Origin of the sequence: Xanthomonas sp. NCPPB 4467, from assembly GCF_041475665.2 — a bacterium.
Lineage (GTDB): Bacteria > Pseudomonadota > Gammaproteobacteria > Xanthomonadales > Xanthomonadaceae > Xanthomonas > Xanthomonas dyei.
In genome coordinates, this window is the sequence record NZ_CM191260.1 from 1,330,028 (window position 1) to 1,350,766 (window position 20,739).

The window sequence follows — 20,739 nt, forward strand, 5'->3', positions numbered from 1 at the left end:
GAGACGGAGATCTGATCAGCGCATCGCCTCTGCGGATGTGCGCTGGATCAAGCGAGCGTGGCGTATATGTTGCGCTGCAATGACAGTTGGACTAAGAAGTCTGTGCAGTCTTCGCTCGCCAACCGACCGCCCATCGTTTCAGGAGATGCCCATGAAGCCTTCCCCGCTCGCTTGTTGTCTGTCGTCGTTGCTGCTGTTGGGTGCGGTGCCGCTTGCACAGGCACAGGACGAAGAAACGCCCGCCTCGCCGCTCGGCGGCACCTTTGCGGTGACCAGCGATTACCTATTCCGCGGTATCTCGCAGACCAACGAAGAACCCGCGTTTCAGGCCGGGCTGACCTACAAATTGCCGTATGGGTTCTACGTCGGCACCTGGGCCTCCAATGTCGATTTCGGCGCTGGCGATCCGGATTGGGAAGTGGACGGTTTTGTCGGCTACAACACCGATCTGAGCACCAATTTCAATCTCGATGTGATGGTGAACCGCTACCAGTACCTGGGCGCGGGCGCTTCCAACTACGCCGAGCTGATCACCAAAACCACGTTCCTGAAGACCTACAGCCTGACCGTTGCCTACACCAACGATCTGTATGGCACCGACACCGATGGGTATTACTACGCGCTGGATGCCAACTGGGCGTTGCCGCATGACTTCACCGTTGGCGCGCATGCCGGGCACAGCATTTACACCTCTGCGCTGAGCCAGGTGGACCACGACTACAACGACTTCGGCGTGAACGTGGGCAAGACCTTCGGCCCGCTGGGTCTGACCGTGGGCTATTACGACACCAGCGAAGCGGCCGAATTCGGCTTCGGGCGGCAAAATTCGCAGAACCATCTGGTGGCGACCGCCACCGTCACCTGGCCGTGAGTGCGATGCGTTAGACGCGTGGCTGGTGCATGCGTGGCGGGCGACGACTGCCACGCGTGATGCAACTGTCTGACACCGAACACGCAACATGCAAAAGGCGCCTTGCGGCGCCTTTTGCGTTGCTCACTGCCGCTCGGTCAGTTCCAGCTCAACACGACCTTGCCGGCCTTGCCTTCTTCCATCAGGTCGAAGCCTTTCTGGAAGTCGTCGATCGGCAGTTGGTGCGTCAGCACTTTCTGCAGCGGGAAACCCGACAGCACCAGCTGGGTCATCTTGTACCAGGTCTCGTACATCTTGCGGCCGTAGATGCCTTGCACGGTGAGGCCCTTGAAGATGATCTTGTCCCAGTCGCAGCCGGCGCCGCGCGGCATGATGCCGAGCATGGCGATCTTGCCGCCGTGGTACATGCAATCGAGCATGTCGTTGAACGCGCGCGGGTTGCCGCTCATTTCCAGGCCTACGTCGAAGCCTTCCATATGCAGGTCCTTCATCACCTCCTTCAACGAGGTGTTGGACACGTTGACCACGCGCGTGGCGCCCATGTCGGCGGCGAGCTTCAGGCGGAAATCGTTGACGTCGGTGACCACCACGTTGCGCGCACCGATGTGCTTGCAGATGCCGGCGGCAATGATGCCGATCGGGCCGGCGCCGGTGATCAGCACGTCTTCGCCGATGACATCGAACTCCAGCGCGCAATGCGCGGCGTTGCCGTACGGGTCGAAGAACGCGGCCAGCTCGGAGGGGATCTGGTCCGGAATCGGCCACAGGTTGGACGCCGGCATCACCATGTATTCGGCGAATGCGCCGTTGACGTTGACGCCGATGCCTACCGTGTTGGGGCACAGGTGCGGGCGGCCACCACGGCAGTTGCGGCAATGACCGCAGACGATGTGGCCTTCGGCCGAGACGCGCTGGCCGACCTGGTAACCGGTGACCGCCGAACCGAGCTCGGCCACACGGCCGACAAATTCATGGCCGATGGTCAGGCCAGGCGTGATGGTACGCTGGCTCCATTCGTCCCACAGGTAGATGTGCAGATCGGTGCCGCAAATGGCGGTCTTTTCCAGCTTGATCAGCACCTCGTTGGGGCCAGGCGTGGGCACGGGAACCTGCTCCATCCAGATGCCTTTGTTCGCTTCGCGCTTGACCAGCGCCTTCATCGTCTGCGCCATCTGGCGGGGCCTGCTGAGTAAAAGTAAGTTGCTGATTATATGCGGGGCGAGGTGGCTGCCATGCGGCGGTGCAAGAACCGGTCTGCAGTGATGGCTGCCGTTCGGGTGAGTGGTGGCGAGGGCGGCGCTGGATGGGCGGGGGCCGCATGCGTGGGTTGGCTGACCACTGCTGCCCCCATCCGCCCTGCGGGCACCTTCCCCCGCTGGCGGGGGAAGGGCGGGGATGCCAGAGAAGCAGAGCACGACGAGAAAACGAATACGTCGACAAGTCGACAAGGCCAGAAGGCCCGCAGGCGAGAGGGCCAGGAGGCGATAAGGCGAGAGGGCGACAAGGCCCGCAGGCCAGAAGGCGAGAAGGCGAGAAGGATTGGGTCGGGGTGGGCAGCGGCGGATCTGCGCAAGACGCCAGGCGATCGTTCGCATGCCTTCTCCCGCGTGCGGGAGAAGGTGGCGCGCAGCGCCGGATGAGGGCCGCCTCAGGCACCGAGGCAGTCAGCCACACAACCGCGTTGCCATGCGCCCTCGCTTGGCGCCCGTCAACCGCTTCCCCAGCGGGAGAGCGGCGATTGCAGGGCTGCTCAGAACTTCGCGTCCAGACTCATGAAGTACTGGCGCGGGGCGCCGACCACCATGGTCTGGTTGTAGCCGTCCGGATCGGAAGCGACGTAGCCGTTGGTGCCGGTGCTGGCGAAGTAGCGCTTGTCGGTGAGGTTGGTGATATTGAGCGCCAGCGCGATATCCGCCACGCCGCCGACGCGACCGAAGTCGTAGCGCGCACCGGCGTTGAACAGCCAGTACGAGGGCACCTGCGAATCGTTGAGAAAGGTGATGTAGCGCTTGTCGACATACTTGCCGTCCAGATCCAGGCGCAGGTTGCCCAGCTGGTAGCTGGCGCTGGAAGAGAACATCAGCGCCGGGATGCCAACCACGTCCTTGCCCGAGGTCGCCACCACGCCGTTGTTGAGGTAATTGTCCTGATAGCGCGAGCGATTCCACGACAGCGAGTTCAACCAGCTCAGGCCGTCAGTCGGGCGCCACATCACCGCCAGATCCGCACCGGCGCTATGCACCGCGCCGACATTGCTCAGGATCGATGCACAGGTCTGCACCGCAGTGCACGGCGAGGTGGTCAGCAGGCGGTTGGAGAACTTGGTGAAGTAGGCATCGGCCGAGAGCTGGAACTGCTCGTCCTGCATGCGGTAGCCCATCTGCACGGTTTGCGACTCTTCCGGCTCCAGCGTGGAGCGGCTGCGATCGAACGCGGCCTGCGAGGTGGCGAACGGGGTGAACCCGAAGGCGGCGATGTTTTTGCTGTAGGACGCGTAGATGTCCTGCCGTTCGTCGAGTTTGTAGTTCACGCCGACTTGCGGCAGAAAGCTGTCTTCGGCACGAATGCGGCCTTGCGCCAGTGATGTGGTGGGCACCAGCGATTGCGCGCGCGTGGTGGTGTTGAGCGCCTTTGCGCCGTAGTTCAACGTCAGGCGGTCATCGAGCAAACGCACGGTGTCCTGCACGTAGAGCATGCGGGTCTGGGTGGTGTAGCGCTGCAGAAAGTCGCGGCGGAACGGGGTCTGCGCTTCGTACACGTTGTACAGCGAGGTGTAGCCCTCGTTGCCGAGCGCGAAGTAGTTGCGGCCCTGCGTGGTGCGCGCATTCTCGGCCCACACGCCGGCTTCCAGATCGTGAGTGCCCCACGACCACTTCAGTGCGCTGGTACCGCCGAAACGGTCCAGGCCATAGTCGGTGGTGCGCATCGACACCGGAATCTGCGCCGAGGTGACGACATACGGCGTGACCCACTGTCCTTCGCCGCGATTGGCGTGGTAGTAGCCGGTGGCATCCAACGTGACACCGCCGAACACGAACGTGCCCGACAGGCCGGCAAGATTGTCGCGGCGCAGGCCGCCGCCGGCGTAGTAACTGGCATCGAGCCAGCTGTAATCGCTGGGCAATCCGGCTAGCGATTGCGGGTAACCGTTGGCCACGCCGCTGGTGGCGCCGGTGCTTTGGTAGGCGCGTGCCATCTGTACCGCGGTGGCCCAATCCGGTTGCAGGTAGTCGTAGTCCCAGCCCAGTGCGCGCTGGCTGGTCAACGACAGATCCATGTAGTCGTATTCCTTGCGCCGCGAGGTATCCAGGAACAGGCTCAGACGATTGCCGTCGCCCCATTGGTACACGGTCTTGAGGTTGGCCTGTTCGGATTGCTGATCGCCGAAGCCTTTCCACTTGTCGGTGGTGGCATTGGCGTAGGACAGGTACGCCGACAAGCCATCGCGATCGCCGGTGTCGGCGCGCACGAAGGTGCGTCGCGTGGCATCGCTGCCCACCGTCTGCACCAGCCGCGCGCCGGGCGTGGTCTGCGGGTCGGCGGAGTAGAACTGCATGGTGCCGCCGAGGTTGGTGTTGGACGCGGTGCCGAGTGCGCCGGCGCCTTGTGCGATCTCTACCGAACCGAGGTTTTCGGAAATGATGGCGCGGGTGATGTGCAGGCCGTTGGTGACGCCGTAGCTCATGTTGCCCAGCGGAATGCCGTCGAGCGTGTAGCCCAGGCGGCTCTGGTCGAAGCCATGCAGGGTGACCTGCGTGGACCACTCGTAGGTGCCGAACGGATCGGCGGACTGGAACTGCACGCCGGGCAGTTTTTCCACCGCCTTGAAGGCGCTGCTGCCCGGTGTCAGCTGCTCGATGTCCTGCCGGCTGATGCGCTGCACCTGCCGCGTGCTGCCTTGCGAGACCACGTTGATCGCATCCAGCTGAGTCGCGTTGCCGGCCGCATCGGCGGACGTGACCGGTGCGTCCGCCACGCTGGCAGCGATCGGATCGGTGGCGTGCGCAATAACGGGAAGCAGCGCGGCGAGGGCGAGTGCCAGTGGCGTGACATGGAAACGACGGGCGGGAGTCATGGGGGAGTCCTGTTCGAGCACGGCTGAGGGCGGACGCACGGTGCAAGACCGGCGTTTCGCGACGCAGGGTGTCAATGGCTCATGAAACATTGATGACGGTGGCTGTCGCAAAACTGTCGCGTAGGCCCGCTATACGTGTCGTGTGCGGCCGCCGCGTGCGTTGCGCGTCACCGACTTTTGCAGGGTTTTTTGTCATGACGTCATCTTCTTCGCGCCGCGATTTCCTCAAGCGCGTTGCTGCGCTCACCGCCGCCGGGGCATTGCCGTCGTCGATCGGTCGCGCGCTGGCACTGCCGGCCAATGCGCGGACCGGCACGCTGCGCGATATCGAACATGTGGTGATCCTGATGCAGGAGAATCGCTCGTTCGATCATTACTTCGGCACGCTGCGCGGTGTGCGCGGGTTCGGCGATCCGCGTGCGTTGCAGTTGCGCGATGGCCACCCGGTGTGGAGTCAGCCGGCAGCCGATGGGCGCCGGCTGCTGCCGTTTGCCTTCGATGCGCAAACCACGAGCGCGCCGCTGATCAAAAGCCTGGATCATTCGTGGAAAGCCGGCCACGGGCAGGACCCGGCGCGCTGGGCCGAATACGACGCGTGGGTGCCCTACAAGGGCGAGTTGACGATGGGCTACTTCCAACGTCACGACATTCCGTACTACCACGCACTCGCCGACGCGTTCACCATCTGCGATGGCTATTTCTGCTCGATGCACGGGCCGACCAATCCCAATCGCATGTATCTGTTCACCGGCACCAGCGGCCTGAGCGTGGGCGATACCCGCGCGCAGGTGGCCGACAACGCCGATGACGGCAACTGGACCGCCGACATGGCGCGCGACAAACCCGGTTACGCGGCGATGGGCTGGACCACCTATGCGCAGCGCTTGCAGGCGGCCGGCATCGATTGGCGCGTGTATCAGGAATACGACAATTTCGGCTGCAACTCGTTGGCGTATTTTGCGCACTACAGAGGACTGGACACAGCTGACGAACGTTATCGCCGCGCGCGTGCCTGTGTGCCCGGATCCACCGCAGACAATGCAGCCAGCACCCAGGCCGACCACCTGATTGCCGCCATCGCCGCCGACGGGCAGGGCAATCGCTTGCCGCAGGTGTCGTGGATCATTCCGCCCACCGCATATTGCGAACATCCCGAAGCGCCGCCGGCTTACGGCGAATCGCTGGTGGCGCGGTTGATCGATGCGCTGACCTCCAATCCGCAGGTCTGGGCGAAAACAGCCTTGATCATCAATTACGACGAGAACGACGGTTTTTTCGATCATGTGCCGGCGCCATTGCCGGCGCTGGACGCGCGCATGGGCCGCAGCAATGTCGATGTACGCGGCGAGGCCTACAACGGCGTGCCGGTAGGCCTGGGCATCCGCGTGCCGATGCTGGTGATTTCGCCATGGACGCGTGGCGGCTGGGTCAATTCGCAGGTGTTCGATCACACCTCGGTATTGCGGTTGCTGGAACGTCGCTTCGGTGTGGCCGAGCCGAATATCAGCCCGTGGCGTCGGGCGGTCAGTGGCGATCTCACCAGTGTGTTCGATTTCCGCGAGCCGGACGATTCGGCACTGAGCGCATTGCCGTCCATCGGCGACTACCGCGCACGTACGGCGGCGTTACGCAACAAACCATTGCCGGTGCCGCCGACCAACGCCGTCATGCCACGGCAAGAGCCCGGCCAACGCCCGGCGCGCGCCTTGCCGTATGCCTTGCAGGTGCACGCACGCGTGCAGCACGATGGCGCGCTGCAGTTGCAATTCGTCAACACCGGGACGGCTGCGGCGGCATTCAATGTCTACACCAGCGCGCCTACTGGCGGGCCCTGGTACTACACGGTATTGCCTGGCACCCGGCTCGATGACGTTCCGGTGGGTGCCGCGCACGACGGCGCATATGCGCTGCGCGTGCACGGGCCGAACGGATTCCTGCGCGAATTTGCCGGCGATCTGGCTACGACACCGCAAGCTGCTGCTGCACCTTGGCTCGAAGCGCGCCAGGACGGCGGCACGCTGGTGCTGGAGATCGGTAACGCCGGACAACAGCCTTGTACGCTGCAACTGCGTGCGCTGGACTACGCAGATCCGAGCCCGCGCGCGCTGCAACTTTCTGCAGGTCAGCGCCAGACACTGCAGTTGCCGCTCGCCGCAAGCGACCACTGGTACGACGTGGTCGTGGAGCAACCGGCCGGCGCGTTCCGGCGGCGTCTGGCCGGTCACCTGGAAACCGGCAAGCCCAGCCACAGCGATCCGGTGTTCGGTCGCGTCTGAGTGCGCCTCGCAGAGTGGCGGATATTGGCCCGCAACAGCGCCCTGCCGTATCGGGTGGCGTACTGCGCGCAAGGGCTGCAGGCCCAGCGTGGCAGTGCTGTTCGCTGCATCGCGCGTGACGCCGGCACACAGCGGCCGATCTCCAGGTTGAACGCACCGGCACCGCTGCCGGCCTCGACAAGTTCACCAGGATCCGAGGATCGGAAGCGCACAGCCGCAGCCGTGCAGGGTGTACAGGCTCAAAGGGGTGCATAACGGCCGCGCGGCGGTCAGCAGGGAACAGGGCGTGCACTGAAGCGCAGAGGGAAGGGGCGGGGAGCGGTTATGATGCGGTCCGGTTTCGCCGCGGCGTGCCGCCCCCTCCCCCAAGGAACTCTCAGCGCATGCGCATCCTGCTTGCTCGTCACGGCGAGACGCCGTGGAACGCCGAAGGCCGTTACCAGGGCCAGATCGATATTCCGCTGTCGCCGGTTGGCGAAGGCCAGGCGCGTGCGTTGGGCGAGCGGCTGCAGGCGTTGCAGATCACCCGTGCGGTCGCCTCGCCGCTGTCGCGCGCGCAGGCCACTGCCAAGGCTGCGTTGGGCGCATCGCGCGAAAGCCTGCTGCAGACCGATCCGGACCTGCAGGAAATCGCTCACGGCGAGTGGGAAGGCCTGCTGGCCAGCGAGATCAACGACAAGGACCCCGCGCGCCTGCGCGCCTGGCGCGAAGAGCCGGACACCGTGCTGATGCCGGGCGGCGAATCGCTGCGTCAGGTGCTGGACCGCAGCTGGCGCGGCCTGGCACGCGCGGCCGATGGCCTGGGCGCCGACGACACCTTGCTGGTGGTCGCGCACGATGCGGTCAACCGCGTGATCCTGTGCAAGATCCTCGGCCTGCCGCTGTCCAAGCTGTGGAGCTTCCGCCAGGCTCCGACCACGCTCAACCTGCTCGAAGGCGACGACGTGGATCATCTGGAAGTAGTCCGCCTCAACGACTGCGCGCACCACACCCCGTTCTTTGGGGAAGCCAAGCATCGGGCGCTGTAGCTTTAGCAGCGACAGCGTTGCCCTCATGAAAGCGTGTTGCGGCGTTCTCGGTGCCCAGGCATGCGTGGTTTGTCTAGGTCCGGTGTATTGCCGCTTGCATCGCCTGTGGAATGTTGGTTGAGCCGAGTCCAGCTCTTCATTGTTCTGTTTTGTTCGGGTTATTTGATAATGCCTCCGAAGGGTTTTTGGTGATGCCGAAGCCAAAGCTATTTGCGTTACTGAAAGTGGCTTCCATATTCGTGATGATGGGACTCATTTTGCTGAGCCTGTTCACTGAATTCATCCCGGCCGAATTTCTACAGGGGCGTTATTGGAAGTGGCCCGCCTTAGTGGTCGGGATCCTGCTGACTATGCTGCTTCACAGGCGTAACCGTCGTCTCGGTTTGTCGCTCGAGCTTGATGGCGAAGGGAGGGTTACCAAAGTGGCCATGTTCTTCGGAATGCCGGTGATGATGGGATTTCTATTTTGGTTGCTGCTGGCAAAAACCTTGCCTTGGCTATTGACGTTGACTTTTGGTAGTGAGTTTGAAGAGGCCTATGTCATGCAGACGTATTACCAGTCGAGTGCGGGATGTAAGTATCAGTTGCGGGGTGGGCCAGTGGAGCATGCATTTCCAAACTATCTGTGCATCAATGAAGTATCTTACCTGCGCTATCCTGATCAGCAGATTGCGGTGACATTGAAGGGCGAGCGCTCATTCTTAGGCTCACGTGTCAGCAAAATCTACGGACCACAATAAGCAGCAAGGAAGCTTGCTTTCTCGTCACGCCCGCGCCCGCCGCATGCCAGTTCCGTCAAATCAGTTCAGCTACGCTACGCAGAGCATCGGACAGCAAGCCGATTTTCTGGATGCATGGTGAAAACGCGATAATGGCGGTTGCAAAACTCCAGGTAACCCCGTGACCACTCCCACCACACTCACCGACTGGCTCGCCTACATCGAGCAGCAACACCCCAGCAGCATTGCGATGGGGCTGGAGCGCGTGCGCGAGGTGGCTGCGCGGCTGCAGATCGAGGCGCCGGCCAAGCATGTCATCGTTGTGGGCGGCACCAACGGCAAGGGCTCGACGGTGGCTTTTGTCGAGGCGATCGGCCGCGCCGCTGGGTGGAAGGTGGGCGCTTACACGTCGCCGCATCTGCTGCGTTACAACGAGCGTGTGCGCATCGAGGGACATGAAGCAGACGATGCGCAATTGGTCGCCGCCTTTGCGGCAGTGGAGGCGGCGCGTGGCACGACGCCGCTGACCTATTTCGAATACGGCACGTTGGCGGCGCTGTGGCTGTTTCAGCGGTCCGAACTTGACCTGGCGGTGCTGGAAATCGGCCTGGGTGGGCGCCTGGATGCGGTCAACCTCATCGATTCGGATGTGGCGGTAATCACCACCGTGGATATCGACCACACCGACTGGCTAGGCGAGGACCGCGAGGCGATCGGCGCCGAGAAGGCGGGCATCATCCGCGCGTGGAAGCCGGTGGTGCTGGGCGAGATCGACCCGCCCTCCAGCGTGCTGCGTCGCGCCTACCAACTTGGTGCCAACGCGATCCGCGCCGGCAGCGATTATTTCTTCGAGCCGATCGACGCACAGCATTGGCGCTGGCGCGATGTAGCGGTGCACCTGGAGCTGCCGATGCCGGCATTGCAGGCCCCCGTGCAACTGGCCAATGCCGCCGCCGCCATCGCCGCGCTGCAGGCCTTGCAGGTGGAGCTGCCGCAGACTGCCTGGGCGCGGGGCATCGCCGATGCCCAGGTGGCGGGGCGCCTGCAGCGCAGCGACGTCGCCGGGGTGGAAGTGTTGCTGGATGTGGGGCACAACCCGCAGGCCGCGCGCGCGCTGGCGCAGGCGCTCGGCGCGCAGCCGATTGCTGGCGCCACGCATGCGATCTACGCGGCGCTGGCAGACAAGGACGTCTCGGCGGTGGTGGAGGCGGTGGCTGCGCAGGTCGATCAGTGGGCATTGGCCGGGTTGCAGGGTGCGCGTGGCCAGTCTGCACAGGCTCTGCGGCACCGCCTGCAAGGCACGAGTGCTGCGCAGGCGCCATGCCATGACTCCGTCGCCAGCGCCGTGCATGCGGTGCTCGCCATGGCCAACCCGGGCGACCGCGTATTGGTGTTTGGCTCGTTTCATACCGTTGCCGACGCGCTGAACGCACTTCGTTCAGCCCACTAGGGTCGGCGAGGTGGCGCCGGCCTTATAATCGCCGCGGCACCCCGCCACGCCTGTAGCTCTCTTTACTGTGGACACTGCTCTGAAACAGCGACTGATTGGCGCCATCGTTCTGGTGGCGCTTGCCGTGATCTTCCTGCCGATGCTGGTCAAGGGCCCTGCGCCGTCCAGCGGCGTCGCCGATGTGCCGCTGGAGGCGCCTGCCGCGCCCGGCAATGGCGAGTTCGAAACCCGCGAATTGCCGCTGGTCACCCCTGGCAATGCGCCGGCGGGTGGTGCGCTGGGCATGGCTGGTGCCCCCAGCGCTCCTGCGGCGGTGCAAGACAACCCGGACGCAGCCGACCTGGCGAACCCCAGCAGCGCGCCGTCTGCGCCGGACGTGGCGGCCGGCAACTACGCAGTGAATTTTGGTGCGTATGCCACCAGCGCCGACGCCGATGCGGTGATCGCGCGGCTCAAGCAGGCGCAGCTGCCCGGCTTCAGCGAGAAGACCCAGATCAATGGCCGCCCCGCCTGGCGCGTGCGCGTGGGCCCGTATGCCGATCAGGCCCAGGCCGAGTCGGCCAGGCTGCAGGCAGTGAAGGTGCGCGGCGACGTCAATGCGCAGGTGGTGACGCTGGACGCCAATGCCGCCGCACCGGCGCCGGTTGCGACGCCAACGCCCACGTCGGCCGCAAAACCCAGCAGCAGCGTGGCCGCTGCCAGCGCGCCTGCCGCGCCCAAGATCGAAAGCCTGCCGCCGGAGCCGGCCAAGCCGGTCGCCGCTGCTCCCAAGCCGGCCGAAGCGCCCAAACCGGCACCGCCCAAGCCGGAAGTCGCCAAGGTAGAACCGGCCAAGCCCGAGCCTGCGAAGCCCGTTGCCGCCGCACCCACCGCGCCGGCGGCGCCTGCCGCGAGTGGCGTCGGGTTTGCCGTGCAGCTGGGCGCGTTCGGCCGCGCCGAAGACGCCAATGCCCTGCGCGACCGCGTGCGCGCTGCCGGCTTCAGCGCCTTTGTCGAGCAGGTCCGTACCGACAAGGGCGCGCTTAACCGCGTGCGCGTCGGCCCGGTCGCCAATCGTGGCGATGCCGAGCAGTTGCGCGCACAGGTTGCGGCCAAGGTCGGCATTTCCGGCATGGTGCGTCCGCATCCTTGAGATGAGCGCAACGCGTCGCGCCGCCACGCAGCGAGCGCGACAGCAGTGCGAATCGGTGTGAGCCACGCGTCCCGTCCACATGTTGTAGGCGTCGCAGTGGCGGATGATCGGCGCTGGCGTCTTTCGGCCACACCCGCAATTTCGACAGCCTCACGCCCACGGAGGGGAAGGCAATGACCAGCAAGCCACGTTGGACCGGCGCATGCGCCGCGCGGAGACCTCGCCAATGATCGACATGGTATTGGGCGTCATCATTCTGGTGTCGGCGCTGTTGGGCTTGCTACGCGGCTTTGTCGCGATCGTGGTCGGCACCTTGTCGTGGTTGCTGGCGGGCTGGGCCACGTTTTTGTTTGGCGGCTCGGCGGCGCGCTGGCTGGCCGATGGCAAGCATCCGTCGGCCACTGAATCGTTCGGTGGCTATGCCATGGTGTTTGTCGGTGTGCTGATCAGCGTGGCGGTGATCGGCATGGTCATTCGCGCCGGCGTGGATGCGGTCAAGCTCGGCGGGACCGACCGCATGCTCGGGTTCGGTCTGGGCGTGGTGCGTGGCGGGTTTCTGGCCAGCGTGTTGGTGCTGCTGATGGGGTTTACGCCGTTGCCGCGTGAGCCGGCGTGGCGGCAATCGGTGCTGTTGCCGATCCTGCAGCCCGGCGCCGGCTGGATGCGAGCGCAACTGCCGGCCTGGCGCATGCCATCGATGGACATGCCATCCATGGAACTCGGCAACTTGCCCACGGAGTTGGGGAAGTTGCCTTCGACAGGCGATAATACCGACCTGGGCAAAATGCTGTCCGGGTCCGGCTTGAGCGACACCGTGTCGCGGGCGCTCGGTAAACCCGGCAAACCCGGCAACGCCGCCAGCGACGGACGCGATCCGGCGCAGGCGATGCCGGCCAATATCGATCCGGCGCAGGTTCGCGGCGGAGAAAGCGACCCGGCTCGGGTCGAATCCCAAGGCCAGGCACGGCCACCTTCACAGTAACGGCGCAAGCCGCAGCGGAGAACGCGCACCATGTGTGGCATCGTCGGTATTGTCGGCAACCAGAACGTCGCCGGGCAACTTTATGACGGCCTGACCGTCCTGCAGCATCGTGGGCAGGACGCCGCAGGCATCGCCACCGCCGACGGCACGCGCTTACGCGTGCAAAAAGCCAATGGCCTGGTGCGCGATGTGTTCGACGAAAAGAAGATGGCGGTGCTGGAAGGCCGTGTCGGTATCGCGCATTGCCGCTACCCGACCGCAGGCTCGGAAGGCATGGACGAGGCGCAGCCGTTCTACGTCAATTCGCCCTACGGCATCGCGCTGGCCCACAACGGCAACCTGATCAACACCGAGGCCTTGCGCCAGCAGGTGTTCGAAGCCGACCGCCGCAACATCAACACCGATTCGGACAGCGAAGTGCTGCTGAACGTGTTCGCCTACGAGCTGGACGCGCAGCGCATGCTCACTCCCGAGGCGGCGATCCGCGCGGTGGCCGGCGTGCACCGTCGTTGCAAGGGCGGCTATGCGGTGGTGAGCGTGGTGCTGGGTCTGGGCCTGGTGGCGTTCCGCGACCCGCACGGCATCCGTCCGCTGGTGCTGGGCAAGCGCGAGCACGCCGAAGGCACCGAATACATCGTGTCCTCCGAATCGGCGGCGCTGGATATTCTCGGCTACCAGCGCGTGCGCGACGTGCGTCCCGGCGAGGCGATGGTGATCACTGCGCGCGGCGAGCTGTTCTCGGAAGTCTGCGCAGCCCCGACCATCAATGCGCCGTGCATCTTCGAGTACGTGTACTTCGCGCGTCCCGATTCGATGATCGACAACATCTCGGTGCACAAGGCGCGCATGCGCATGGGCCTGAAGCTGGGCGAAAAGATCCTGCGCCTGCGCCCGGATCACGACATCGACACCATCATTCCGATCCCGGACACCTCGCGCGATGTGGCGCTGGAAATGTCCAACGTGCTCGGCGTGAAATATCGCGAAGGCTTCGTCAAGAATCGCTACGTGGGCCGCACCTTCATCATGCCGGGGCAGGGCGAACGGCAGAAATCGGTACGTCGCAAGCTCAACCCGATCCACCTGGAATTCCGCAACCGCGTGGTGCTGCTGGTGGACGATTCCATCGTGCGCGGCACCACCAGCCGGCAGATCGTGCAGATGGCGCGCGATGCCGGCGCGCGCAAGGTGTATCTGGCCTCGGCCGCGCCGCCGGTGCGCTATCCCAACATCTACGGCATCGACATGCCGGCCGCCGAAGAACTCATCGCGCATGGCCGCAGCGAGCTGGAAATCCAGGAATTCCTGGGTTGCGACTGGCTGATCTACCAGGACCTGGAAGATCTGGAAGTGGCGGTGCGCGAAGGCAACCCGGACATCAAGCAGTTCGATTCCTCGTGCTTCAACGGCGAGTACATCACCGGCATCGAACCGGGCTATTTCGAACGCATCCAGCAACTGCGCTCGGACGATGCCAAGAAGCGTCGCCGCGCCTGAGTTGTCACGGCGCAGCGCGCTATTGGCTGTAGTCGCGGCCGGGATGGCGACGCTACTGGCGAGCTGCGCTGCCGATGGCGCTGCACCGATCCGCACCGTGGACGATGCGCGCCTGCGCAACGGGCAAGTGCCTGTTGCGCTGCGCACCACACTGGACATGCAATTGGACTGGCAGCAACAGGCCGCACTGGCCCCCGTATTCGCCACGCCTGCCGGCGCGCAACGGCTGGATCTTGCCGGCGCCACGCGCGTGGATGAGTCACTTGTTGTTGTGCGCCTGCGCGAGGCAGCCGCCGCAGGCGCTGCGCCAGCGGATTTGGCGGAATGGACGTGCGCGGTGGATTGCCGCAGCGACCAGGCGCGCTTGCTCGGTGCCGGTATCGGTATTGGCGCGGGCGGCCCGGGCGCGCTGTCGTCATCGGTGCCAGCGCCTGCACCGGCCGATCGCACGCGACTGTTCGCGCTTGTGTGTGCCAAACGCACCGCTTGCGAGTTACGGATCAAGGCAAACGCCTGCGAGCGGGTGCGTGCCGCATCGCTCGCGGCACTGGGTCAGCAACAGGTGCGGCAGGCGCCGTGATCACCGATCTGTTCGACGCCGCACGCGCCTGCCTGGATGCTGCCGATCCGCTGCAAAAAGTCGCGTTGACGCAACAGTACGCCGCCGCGTTTCGCGATGGCGGGCTGCTGATGAATGCGGCCGCTCCAGCACCTGCGCCGATCTGCATGCCCGGCCGGCCGGCCACACCGGTGCTGGTGCATCCGCGCGAGCTGCCGCGGCGTGGACTGGGGACGGTGGAAGGGCGCGCGGCCTTCATCCATGCGATTGCGCATATCGAACTCAATGCGATCGACCTGGCCTGGGATGCGGTCTATCGCTTCCGCGGCCTGCCCGATGCGTTCTATGCCGATTGGGTGGCGGTGGCCGACGACGAATCCCGCCACTTCATGCTGCTGCGCGCGCGCCTGCAGGCGCATGGACACGACTACGGCGACTTTGCCGCGCACAACGGCTTGTGGGAAATGTGCGAGAAAACCGCGCATGACGGTCTGGCGCGCATGGCACTGGTGCCGCGAGTGCTGGAAGCGCGCGGCCTGGACGTGACACCGGCGATGATCGTCAAATTGCGCTCGCTCGGTGATGCCGCCACGGCCGAGGTGCTGGAGACCATCCTGCGCGAGGAAGTGGCGCACGTGGCCGCCGGCTCGCGTTGGTACCGATGGTATTGCGCACAGGCCGGTATCGAACCACGGGCACGCTTCAAGGCGTTGCTGCGCGAATACGCCGGCGGCTACCTGCATGGCCCGTTCAATCTGCAGGCGCGGCTGCTTGCCGGTTTCGACGAAGACGAGCTGGCCGATCTGGTGGAGCAGGCCGGCTGAGTCAGTGGGTTGATCGTGCTGTTGTGGAGTGGAACACACACATGCCTGGTCGGGCACTGGCCGCAGAGTGGTGCGTTACGTGCGCTTGGCGTCATCGGAGCTTCGCAGGCTGCGCTGGTCGATGTCGCAATGCCCTCACCAATCGGAAGACGCGCCGTGAATCCCATCGCTGCCGCCTCTGGAGCCCGTAAGCGCTGAAGACACCGCACCAGGGCCTTGTTCGATTGCTCGATTGAAAACCAGACACACCGACCATCACGACTGGTCCTTGTCCGCTCACCGTCGCGGGACCTTACGCGGCATGGATGCCGCGTAAGAGCCTTATCTGTTCGGAATCTGGCAGTTTAGGTGTCGAGAGCCGGCGTGGGCTGCCGTCAGAGCCTGGATCTCAGCGATCGCCATGTAGTTTGGTACCCACGCCGGATTCTCCCTTGATTCGCCCGAACAGTTGCCCGAGCTGACACTCGAAACGATAAGACTGGGCAAGCGAGGGAGCTCTCGACATTTTTAGCCTAGCGGAGATTTCCCATGAGCGGAATCGGGATCGATGTGTGCAAACACTTTCTGGACGTTGCGGTTTTTCGAGGCCAAACCCGTCAGTTCACCAACACCGCAGGCGGTCATCGGAAGCGTGTCGATTGGCTGAAGACGCTGTCGGTGCGGCAGGTGGTGCTGGAGGCGACCGGGGGCTACGAGCTGGCAGCGCTGGATGCCTTGCATCACGCCGCACTGCCGGTAGCGCGCGTCAATGCACAACGGGCACGCAACCTGGCCAACGGTTTGGGACTGGCCAAGACTGACCGGCTGGACGCGGCCATGTTGGCCTGCATGGCCGAGAAGATGGAACTCCATCGGTATGTTCCACTGGAACCCTGGCAGCGCGATCTGGGCGAGCATGTACGTGCCCGTCGGCAACTGGTCGAACTGCTGAAAGCAGCAAGGCAGCAGTTGCTGCAGGTTGCGGAAAAAGCGCTACGAAAGATCCTGCAGGGCAACGTGAACCAGCTTGTGCGCAGCGTGGCGCGGCTAGACAACCTGATCGCCGGGCAGCTGAAGACGCTGCTCATCGAGCAACCGCACCTGGCCGCGTTGAAGACGCTCAAAGGGGTCGGTCCGGTGCTGCTGGCCGTGCTGGTGTCCCGGTTACCGGAGCTTGGGACGCTCAGCGGAAAGCAAATCTCCCGATTGGTTGGCGTTGCCCCGCTCTCGCGTGACAGCGGCGCGATGCGTGGTAAACGGGGGATCGGCGGAGGCCGAGCCGATATCCGGCAGGCGCTGTATATGGCGGCGATGTCCTCGGCTCGGCACGAGCCAGGTCTGCGCGATTTTTACAGATCGCTGCGCACACGCGGCAAGGAAGGCAAGGTCGCCCTCGTGGCGGTGATGCGCAAGATGCTGGTCATCCTCAATGCGCGCGTGCGCGATCAAAGAGCCGCCATGCACCCCGCCTGAGCGCTCTCGGCGGCCGTGAGTAACCGCAAAAGCGTGCCAGCCAGCGGCCGGCACCTACCGATGAACACGCCCGAAGGAAACCGATCAACGGTCGCGGATTGAGGTCCTGACCAACACAGTTGCTACACGGACGTACTTGCGGCGTGTCCCGCGATGGTGGGCGGGCAAGGGCCCTGCAGATAAAACGCAGATCAAGCGCTCCGCAATCGACACAGTCAAAGCACCCAAGCTTCCCAAGACAGCGGGAGAGCTCCAGGGATGGATTCACGGCGCGTCCCGCGATGGTGGGCGGGCAAGGGACCTGCAGATAAAGCGCAGATCAAGCGCTCCGCAATCGACACAGTCAAAGCACCCAAGCTTCCCAAAATAGCGGAGAGCTCCCTCGCTGTTAGAGCGGCTGACAAGACGCCGCGAACAAGAGACAGATGGCTGCAGAAGGCGCACCCGGCACCCGGCATGCCCACGTGATGTAGGCCCAGCCGAACAACACCGACACCCGGCTGATCGACACGCAGTGATGTGCTACCGACTCTCGGTCTGTCGATGCACCTGCGTGAACCAGCTGCCCCTCACCGCCGCGATGCAGCACACCGCGCACATCGCCGACACCCCTTGCGACCGGAACTGTGCGCTACGTCGTTGCGCATGCGCGCCGGAATCGCATCCAGTCATCGGCAAGCATCACAGAAATGTAATTTTCTTTTGCAACAACTTGCATTCGGTACATTACGGGGCGCCCTAATGGCGTCCCGGGGACAGGGGCCCGGTGTTTCGCACCCGTTGCTTCCATGTCTTAGGAGAGAGAGACGATGAAGTCGAAGTCGATGTGCACCACGGTGGGTCTGATCGCCATGTGCCTGGCCGGGTCGGCCGCCGCCGCCGGCAAGCCCCTGTACCAAACCGGCCCGGCGCTCAGCCGCAGCGCCGCGGCAACCGCCACCGCAGAACCCTCGCTGCAACGCCTGTTGAGCGCCCCGTCCACCACCAACGCACAGGTGGTGCAGCTCGATGCCGCCGCGGTGACCGCCGGCGAAAAACTGCTGGAATTGCAGCTGGATGGCCAGACCATCACCGCCACGCAGGCCAAGGTGGATGCGTTGGAAGGCGGCGACAGCGTGTGGTACGGCAACCTCGGCCCGCGCGCCGGCACCCGTGCACGCACCTTGTCCGGCGTGGACCCATTGAACTCGGCTATCCTGGTGCGCAGCGGCGATACCGTCACCGGCACCATCCGCTACGCCGGCAAGCTGTATCGCCTGCGTCCGTTGGCCGATGGCCGCCATGTACTGGTGCAGGTCGACGAGCAGCGCATGCCGCAGGAGCATCCGGCCGAATACAGCCTGCTGCCCAAGTTCGACATGCCTGGCGATGGGCGCGTGACCGCGGCGGCGGCTTCATCCGGCAGCCCGGCCACCATCCGCGTGCTGGTCGTGGCCACCAACAAGGCGGTAACCGCTTACGGCGGCAACATGCAGTCGCTGGTGCAACTGGCGGTGGCCGAAGCCAACCAGGGCTACATCAACAGCAATGTCGGCATCACCTTGCAGCTGGCGCGGTACGAGACCACCAGCTACACCGAAACCGGCAACTTCACCACCGACCTGCAGCGCTTCCGCGTGACCAACGATGGTTACATGGACAGCATCCACACCAGCCGCAACACCTACACCGCCGATGTAGGCGTGATCTTGCTGGACAACAGCAGCTACTGCGGCTTGGCGTCGGGCATCGGCTCCACGGCCGCCAGCGCCTTCGCATCGGTGTACTGGGATTGCGCCACCGGCTACTACAGCTTTGCGCATGAAATCGGCCATCTGCAGAGCGCCCGCCACGATGCCACCAACGACCCGAGCACCTCGCCATACGCCTACGGCCACGGTTATCGCTACGGCAACAGCTGGCGCACCATCATGGCTTACGACTGCAGCAGCAGCTGCCCGCGGCTGAACTACTGGTCCAACCCCAACATCAGCTACAACGGCGTGCCCATGGGCAATGCCAGCACCGCCGACAATCAGCGCGTGCTGGTCAACACCAAGGCCACGATCGCCGGCTTCCGCTGATCTTTGCGGTTTCCGCCGATTCCCTGTGTGATTGCGATGGCCCGGCACCGGCAGGTGTCGGGCCATCGCGCTACACCCGAGCGCGGTGATCGCGCAGACTAGACGCACCGTCGGCGCTTGCCGGCCACGTCCCGTCAGCGGAGCACTCATGTCCATGTCCTCGCGTTATGCGCTGCTGTGCCTGGCCGCGCTGGCAGTTGCCGGATGCAAACAGCAACCTGCCGAGCCCGCCGCCACTCCACCCAAGCCCGCAGTTGCGGCGCCAGCGCCGACCGCCGAAAACACTGCCGAAGCGCGTGCGTTGCAGGTACTCGAAACGCGCTTGCAGAGCGACAAGGTGTACTCGGATAACTGCATCAGCATCATGGCCGAACCGGCCGATCCGCCATCGCCGGACGTGTTTGAATTTGCCGTGCACGAACGCCACGGCGACGGCTGCCCAGGCGACCCGCAGACCAGCCCGGTGCGCGACCGCTTCCGCGTCCAGGCCGACGGCACGCTGTTCTGGTACGACGTGGTCAATGCGGATTTCGTCGACTACGCCGAGCGTGCGCGCAGCATGCAGTGACGCGTTGAAGTGGTTTGGCCAGGCAGGAGTGCGCGCCCGCGTTGGGTTGCCGCCGAGCGCTGAGAATTGAGGATTTCCGCACCAAAGCGCGCTATTGCTAGCGGCATCGGTTGTCGATGAGTGTCGCCAAGTGTGGCCCTTCAACAGCGCGATTCATCGATATGTCCGATGCCGGGTGGACTCGTTGCGACACTGGGATTGAAATGCAGAACGCGCGCGCTGCGTCGTTTTGAGCGCGCTCTTCATTGGCTGGCCTTACCGAACGTCCTTGCCGGTATCCGGTGGCACGCTGTCGTGCTTGCGAAGCATGAGTCACGATTGGCCTGCGATGCGGATAACAGCGGCGCCGCGCGCACAACCGGCGGTGTCAGGACTCACCGCGGCGCAATCCCGGCACGTAGTTGCAGCTGCGCGCGCCGGATCTACAGCGGCAACTGCTCCAACACAACGCCATCGGCATCCACACGCAGCACCGAACCTTGCTCGTACCAGTCGCCCAGCACGATGCGCGTGCAGGTGTTGCCACCGGCTTGCAGGGTGTGGATTGCAGGGCGATGGGTATGGCCGTGGATCATGCGATCCAGCCCGTACCGCACGAAGGTCGCTTCCACCTCGGCCGGCGACACGTCGGTGACGGTTTCGAGCTGCGCCTGGTCGCCCTGTTTGAGTTCGGCGTAGCGGGCCTGGCTGGCCGCACGCGCCTGCTGCGCGAACGCCACGCGTGCTGCCAGCGGCTGCGCCAGAAACTGCGCCTGAAACGCTGGGTCGCGCGTCTGCGCGCGAAACGCCTGGTAGGCGGTGTCGTCGGTGCACAACAGGTCGCCGTGCATCAGCAGCGTCGTATGGCCGTAGAGATCGATCACGGTGGGGTCGGGCAGGATGCGGAAGCCTGCGCGCTGCGCATAGGCATCGCCCACCAGGAAATCGCGGTTGCCCGGCATGAAAAAGACCGGGACGCCGGCATCGGCCACCGCATGCAAGGCCACCGCCACCTCATCTGCTGCGGTGGACGGCGTGTCATCGCCGATCCAGGCCTCGAACAGATCGCCAAGGATGTACAGCGCATCGCGACCGGGCACCTGCGTCCGCAGGAACTCCAGAAACAGCGCGGTGATCGCCGGCCGGGCCGGATCCAGATGCAGGTCGGAAATGAACAGTGTCGTCATCGCGCCATTGTAAGGCCGGACCGCCGGATGGCGAGGCGCGGGAACTGCGATGGCGTAAGCGGGCGATCACCGCATCG

Annotated in this window: 16 protein-coding genes; 13 read left to right on the forward strand and 3 right to left on the reverse strand. The window is 64.6% G+C overall.

All coding sequences use genetic code 11. The annotated features are described in order from the left end of the window. Positions 1-151: 151 nt before the first annotated feature. Entirely contained in the window at positions 152-871 is a 720-nt protein-coding gene (locus tag ACCQ06_RS05815) for a TorF family putative porin (RefSeq protein ID WP_316690997.1), read from the forward strand. A gap of 137 nt (positions 872-1,008) precedes the next feature. On the opposite strand, the gene tdh is transcribed toward ACCQ06_RS05815, so the two are convergent. Both tdh and ACCQ06_RS05825 read right to left on the reverse strand, forming a co-directional pair. Next, positions 1,009-2,043, reverse strand: a complete 1,035-nt coding sequence (gene tdh / locus ACCQ06_RS05820) for an L-threonine 3-dehydrogenase (RefSeq protein WP_193552432.1) — start codon at positions 2,041-2,043, stop codon at positions 1,009-1,011. Between the two features lie 578 nt (positions 2,044-2,621). Continuing rightward, on the reverse strand, positions 2,622-5,036 hold the full coding sequence (locus ACCQ06_RS05825) for a TonB-dependent receptor (RefSeq protein ID WP_316690999.1): 2,415 nt from the start codon (positions 5,034-5,036) through the stop codon (positions 2,622-2,624). 104 nt (positions 5,037-5,140) lie between these two features. On the opposite strand from ACCQ06_RS05825, the gene ACCQ06_RS05830 reads away from it, so the two are divergent. From ACCQ06_RS05830 to ACCQ06_RS05885, 12 genes are all read left to right on the forward strand, one after another. Beyond that, a complete protein-coding gene (locus ACCQ06_RS05830) occupies positions 5,141-7,222 on the forward strand; it encodes a phosphocholine-specific phospholipase C (RefSeq protein ID WP_316691001.1) in 2,082 nt (693 codons plus the stop codon). Between the two features lie 383 nt (positions 7,223-7,605). After that, on the forward strand, positions 7,606-8,250 hold the full coding sequence (locus tag ACCQ06_RS05835; RefSeq protein ID WP_005993981.1) for a histidine phosphatase family protein: 645 nt from the start codon (positions 7,606-7,608) through the stop codon (positions 8,248-8,250). A gap of 191 nt (positions 8,251-8,441) precedes the next feature. Further along, entirely contained in the window at positions 8,442-8,990 is a 549-nt protein-coding gene (locus tag ACCQ06_RS05840) for a hypothetical protein (protein WP_316692504.1), read from the forward strand. Positions 8,991-9,219: 229 nt separating this feature from the next. Further along, the gene (folC, locus tag ACCQ06_RS05845; RefSeq protein ID WP_372365765.1) at positions 9,220-10,419 is read left to right on the forward strand and encodes a bifunctional tetrahydrofolate synthase/dihydrofolate synthase; all 1,200 of its coding nucleotides are present in this window, start codon (positions 9,220-9,222) and stop codon (positions 10,417-10,419) included. Between the two features lie 67 nt (positions 10,420-10,486). Beyond that, a complete protein-coding gene (locus ACCQ06_RS05850) occupies positions 10,487-11,551 on the forward strand; it encodes an SPOR domain-containing protein (protein ID WP_316691006.1) in 1,065 nt (354 codons plus the stop codon). A 226-nt stretch (positions 11,552-11,777) separates the two neighbouring features. Next, positions 11,778-12,533 (forward strand): CvpA family protein, encoded by a 756-nt coding sequence (locus ACCQ06_RS05855; RefSeq protein WP_316692505.1) that lies wholly within the window; start codon positions 11,778-11,780, stop codon positions 12,531-12,533. Positions 12,534-12,563: 30 nt separating this feature from the next. Then, positions 12,564-14,030, forward strand: coding sequence for an amidophosphoribosyltransferase (purF, locus tag ACCQ06_RS05860; protein WP_055846019.1), 1,467 nt, complete (start codon positions 12,564-12,566; stop codon positions 14,028-14,030). Positions 14,031-14,052: 22 nt separating this feature from the next. Then, complete coding sequence (locus ACCQ06_RS05865; protein WP_323706992.1) at positions 14,053-14,610, forward strand: hypothetical protein; 558 nt, start codon at positions 14,053-14,055, stop codon at positions 14,608-14,610. Then, positions 14,607-15,413, forward strand: coding sequence for a ferritin-like domain-containing protein (locus ACCQ06_RS05870; RefSeq protein ID WP_104617652.1), 807 nt, complete (start codon positions 14,607-14,609; stop codon positions 15,411-15,413). Before ACCQ06_RS05865 ends, ACCQ06_RS05870 begins: the two co-directional genes overlap by 4 nt. A 528-nt stretch (positions 15,414-15,941) precedes the next feature. Then, a complete protein-coding gene (locus ACCQ06_RS05875) occupies positions 15,942-16,865 on the forward strand; it encodes an IS110 family RNA-guided transposase (RefSeq protein ID WP_316691011.1) in 924 nt (307 codons plus the stop codon). A gap of 809 nt (positions 16,866-17,674) precedes the next feature. Continuing rightward, positions 17,675-18,928 carry a zinc-dependent metalloprotease gene (locus ACCQ06_RS05880; RefSeq protein ID WP_228324000.1) on the forward strand — a complete coding sequence of 418 codons (1,254 nt, stop codon included), beginning with the start codon at positions 17,675-17,677 and terminating at the stop codon, positions 18,926-18,928. Positions 18,929-19,076: 148 nt separating this feature from the next. After that, a complete protein-coding gene (locus ACCQ06_RS05885) occupies positions 19,077-19,496 on the forward strand; it encodes a hypothetical protein (protein ID WP_228323999.1) in 420 nt (139 codons plus the stop codon). 422 nt (positions 19,497-19,918) lie between these two features. Here the strand turns inward: ACCQ06_RS05885 and lpxH are convergent, their stop codons facing one another. Next, positions 19,919-20,662: a UDP-2,3-diacylglucosamine diphosphatase gene (lpxH, locus tag ACCQ06_RS05890; protein WP_104617037.1), complete on the reverse strand. Its 744-nt coding sequence runs from the start codon at positions 20,660-20,662 to the stop codon at positions 19,919-19,921. Positions 20,663-20,739 lie beyond the last annotated feature (77 nt).

What these genes read in the sequence shown, in the direction of transcription:
- ACCQ06_RS05830 (WP_316691001.1), top strand. Translation starts at nt 5,141, where the DNA reads ATGACGTCATCTTCTTCGCGCCGCGATTTCCTCAAGCGCGTTGCTGCG.
- ACCQ06_RS05825 (WP_316690999.1), bottom strand. Translation starts at nt 5,036, where the DNA reads ATGTTTCATGAGCCATTGACACCCTGCGTCGCGAAACGCCGGTCTTGC.
- tdh (WP_193552432.1), bottom strand. Translation starts at nt 2,043, where the DNA reads ATGGCGCAGACGATGAAGGCGCTGGTCAAGCGCGAAGCGAACAAAGGC.
- ACCQ06_RS05885 (WP_228323999.1), top strand. Translation starts at nt 19,077, where the DNA reads ATGTCCATGTCCTCGCGTTATGCGCTGCTGTGCCTGGCCGCGCTGGCA.
- ACCQ06_RS05835 (WP_005993981.1), top strand. Translation starts at nt 7,606, where the DNA reads ATGCGCATCCTGCTTGCTCGTCACGGCGAGACGCCGTGGAACGCCGAA.
- ACCQ06_RS05855 (WP_316692505.1), top strand. Translation starts at nt 11,778, where the DNA reads ATGATCGACATGGTATTGGGCGTCATCATTCTGGTGTCGGCGCTGTTG.
- purF (WP_055846019.1), top strand. Translation starts at nt 12,564, where the DNA reads ATGTGTGGCATCGTCGGTATTGTCGGCAACCAGAACGTCGCCGGGCAA.
- ACCQ06_RS05815 (WP_316690997.1), top strand. Translation starts at nt 152, where the DNA reads ATGAAGCCTTCCCCGCTCGCTTGTTGTCTGTCGTCGTTGCTGCTGTTG.
- ACCQ06_RS05880 (WP_228324000.1), top strand. Translation starts at nt 17,675, where the DNA reads ATGAAGTCGAAGTCGATGTGCACCACGGTGGGTCTGATCGCCATGTGC.
- ACCQ06_RS05840 (WP_316692504.1), top strand. Translation starts at nt 8,442, where the DNA reads ATGCCGAAGCCAAAGCTATTTGCGTTACTGAAAGTGGCTTCCATATTC.
- folC (WP_372365765.1), top strand. Translation starts at nt 9,220, where the DNA reads ATGGGGCTGGAGCGCGTGCGCGAGGTGGCTGCGCGGCTGCAGATCGAG.
- lpxH (WP_104617037.1), bottom strand. Translation starts at nt 20,662, where the DNA reads ATGACGACACTGTTCATTTCCGACCTGCATCTGGATCCGGCCCGGCCG.
- ACCQ06_RS05875 (WP_316691011.1), top strand. Translation starts at nt 15,942, where the DNA reads ATGAGCGGAATCGGGATCGATGTGTGCAAACACTTTCTGGACGTTGCG.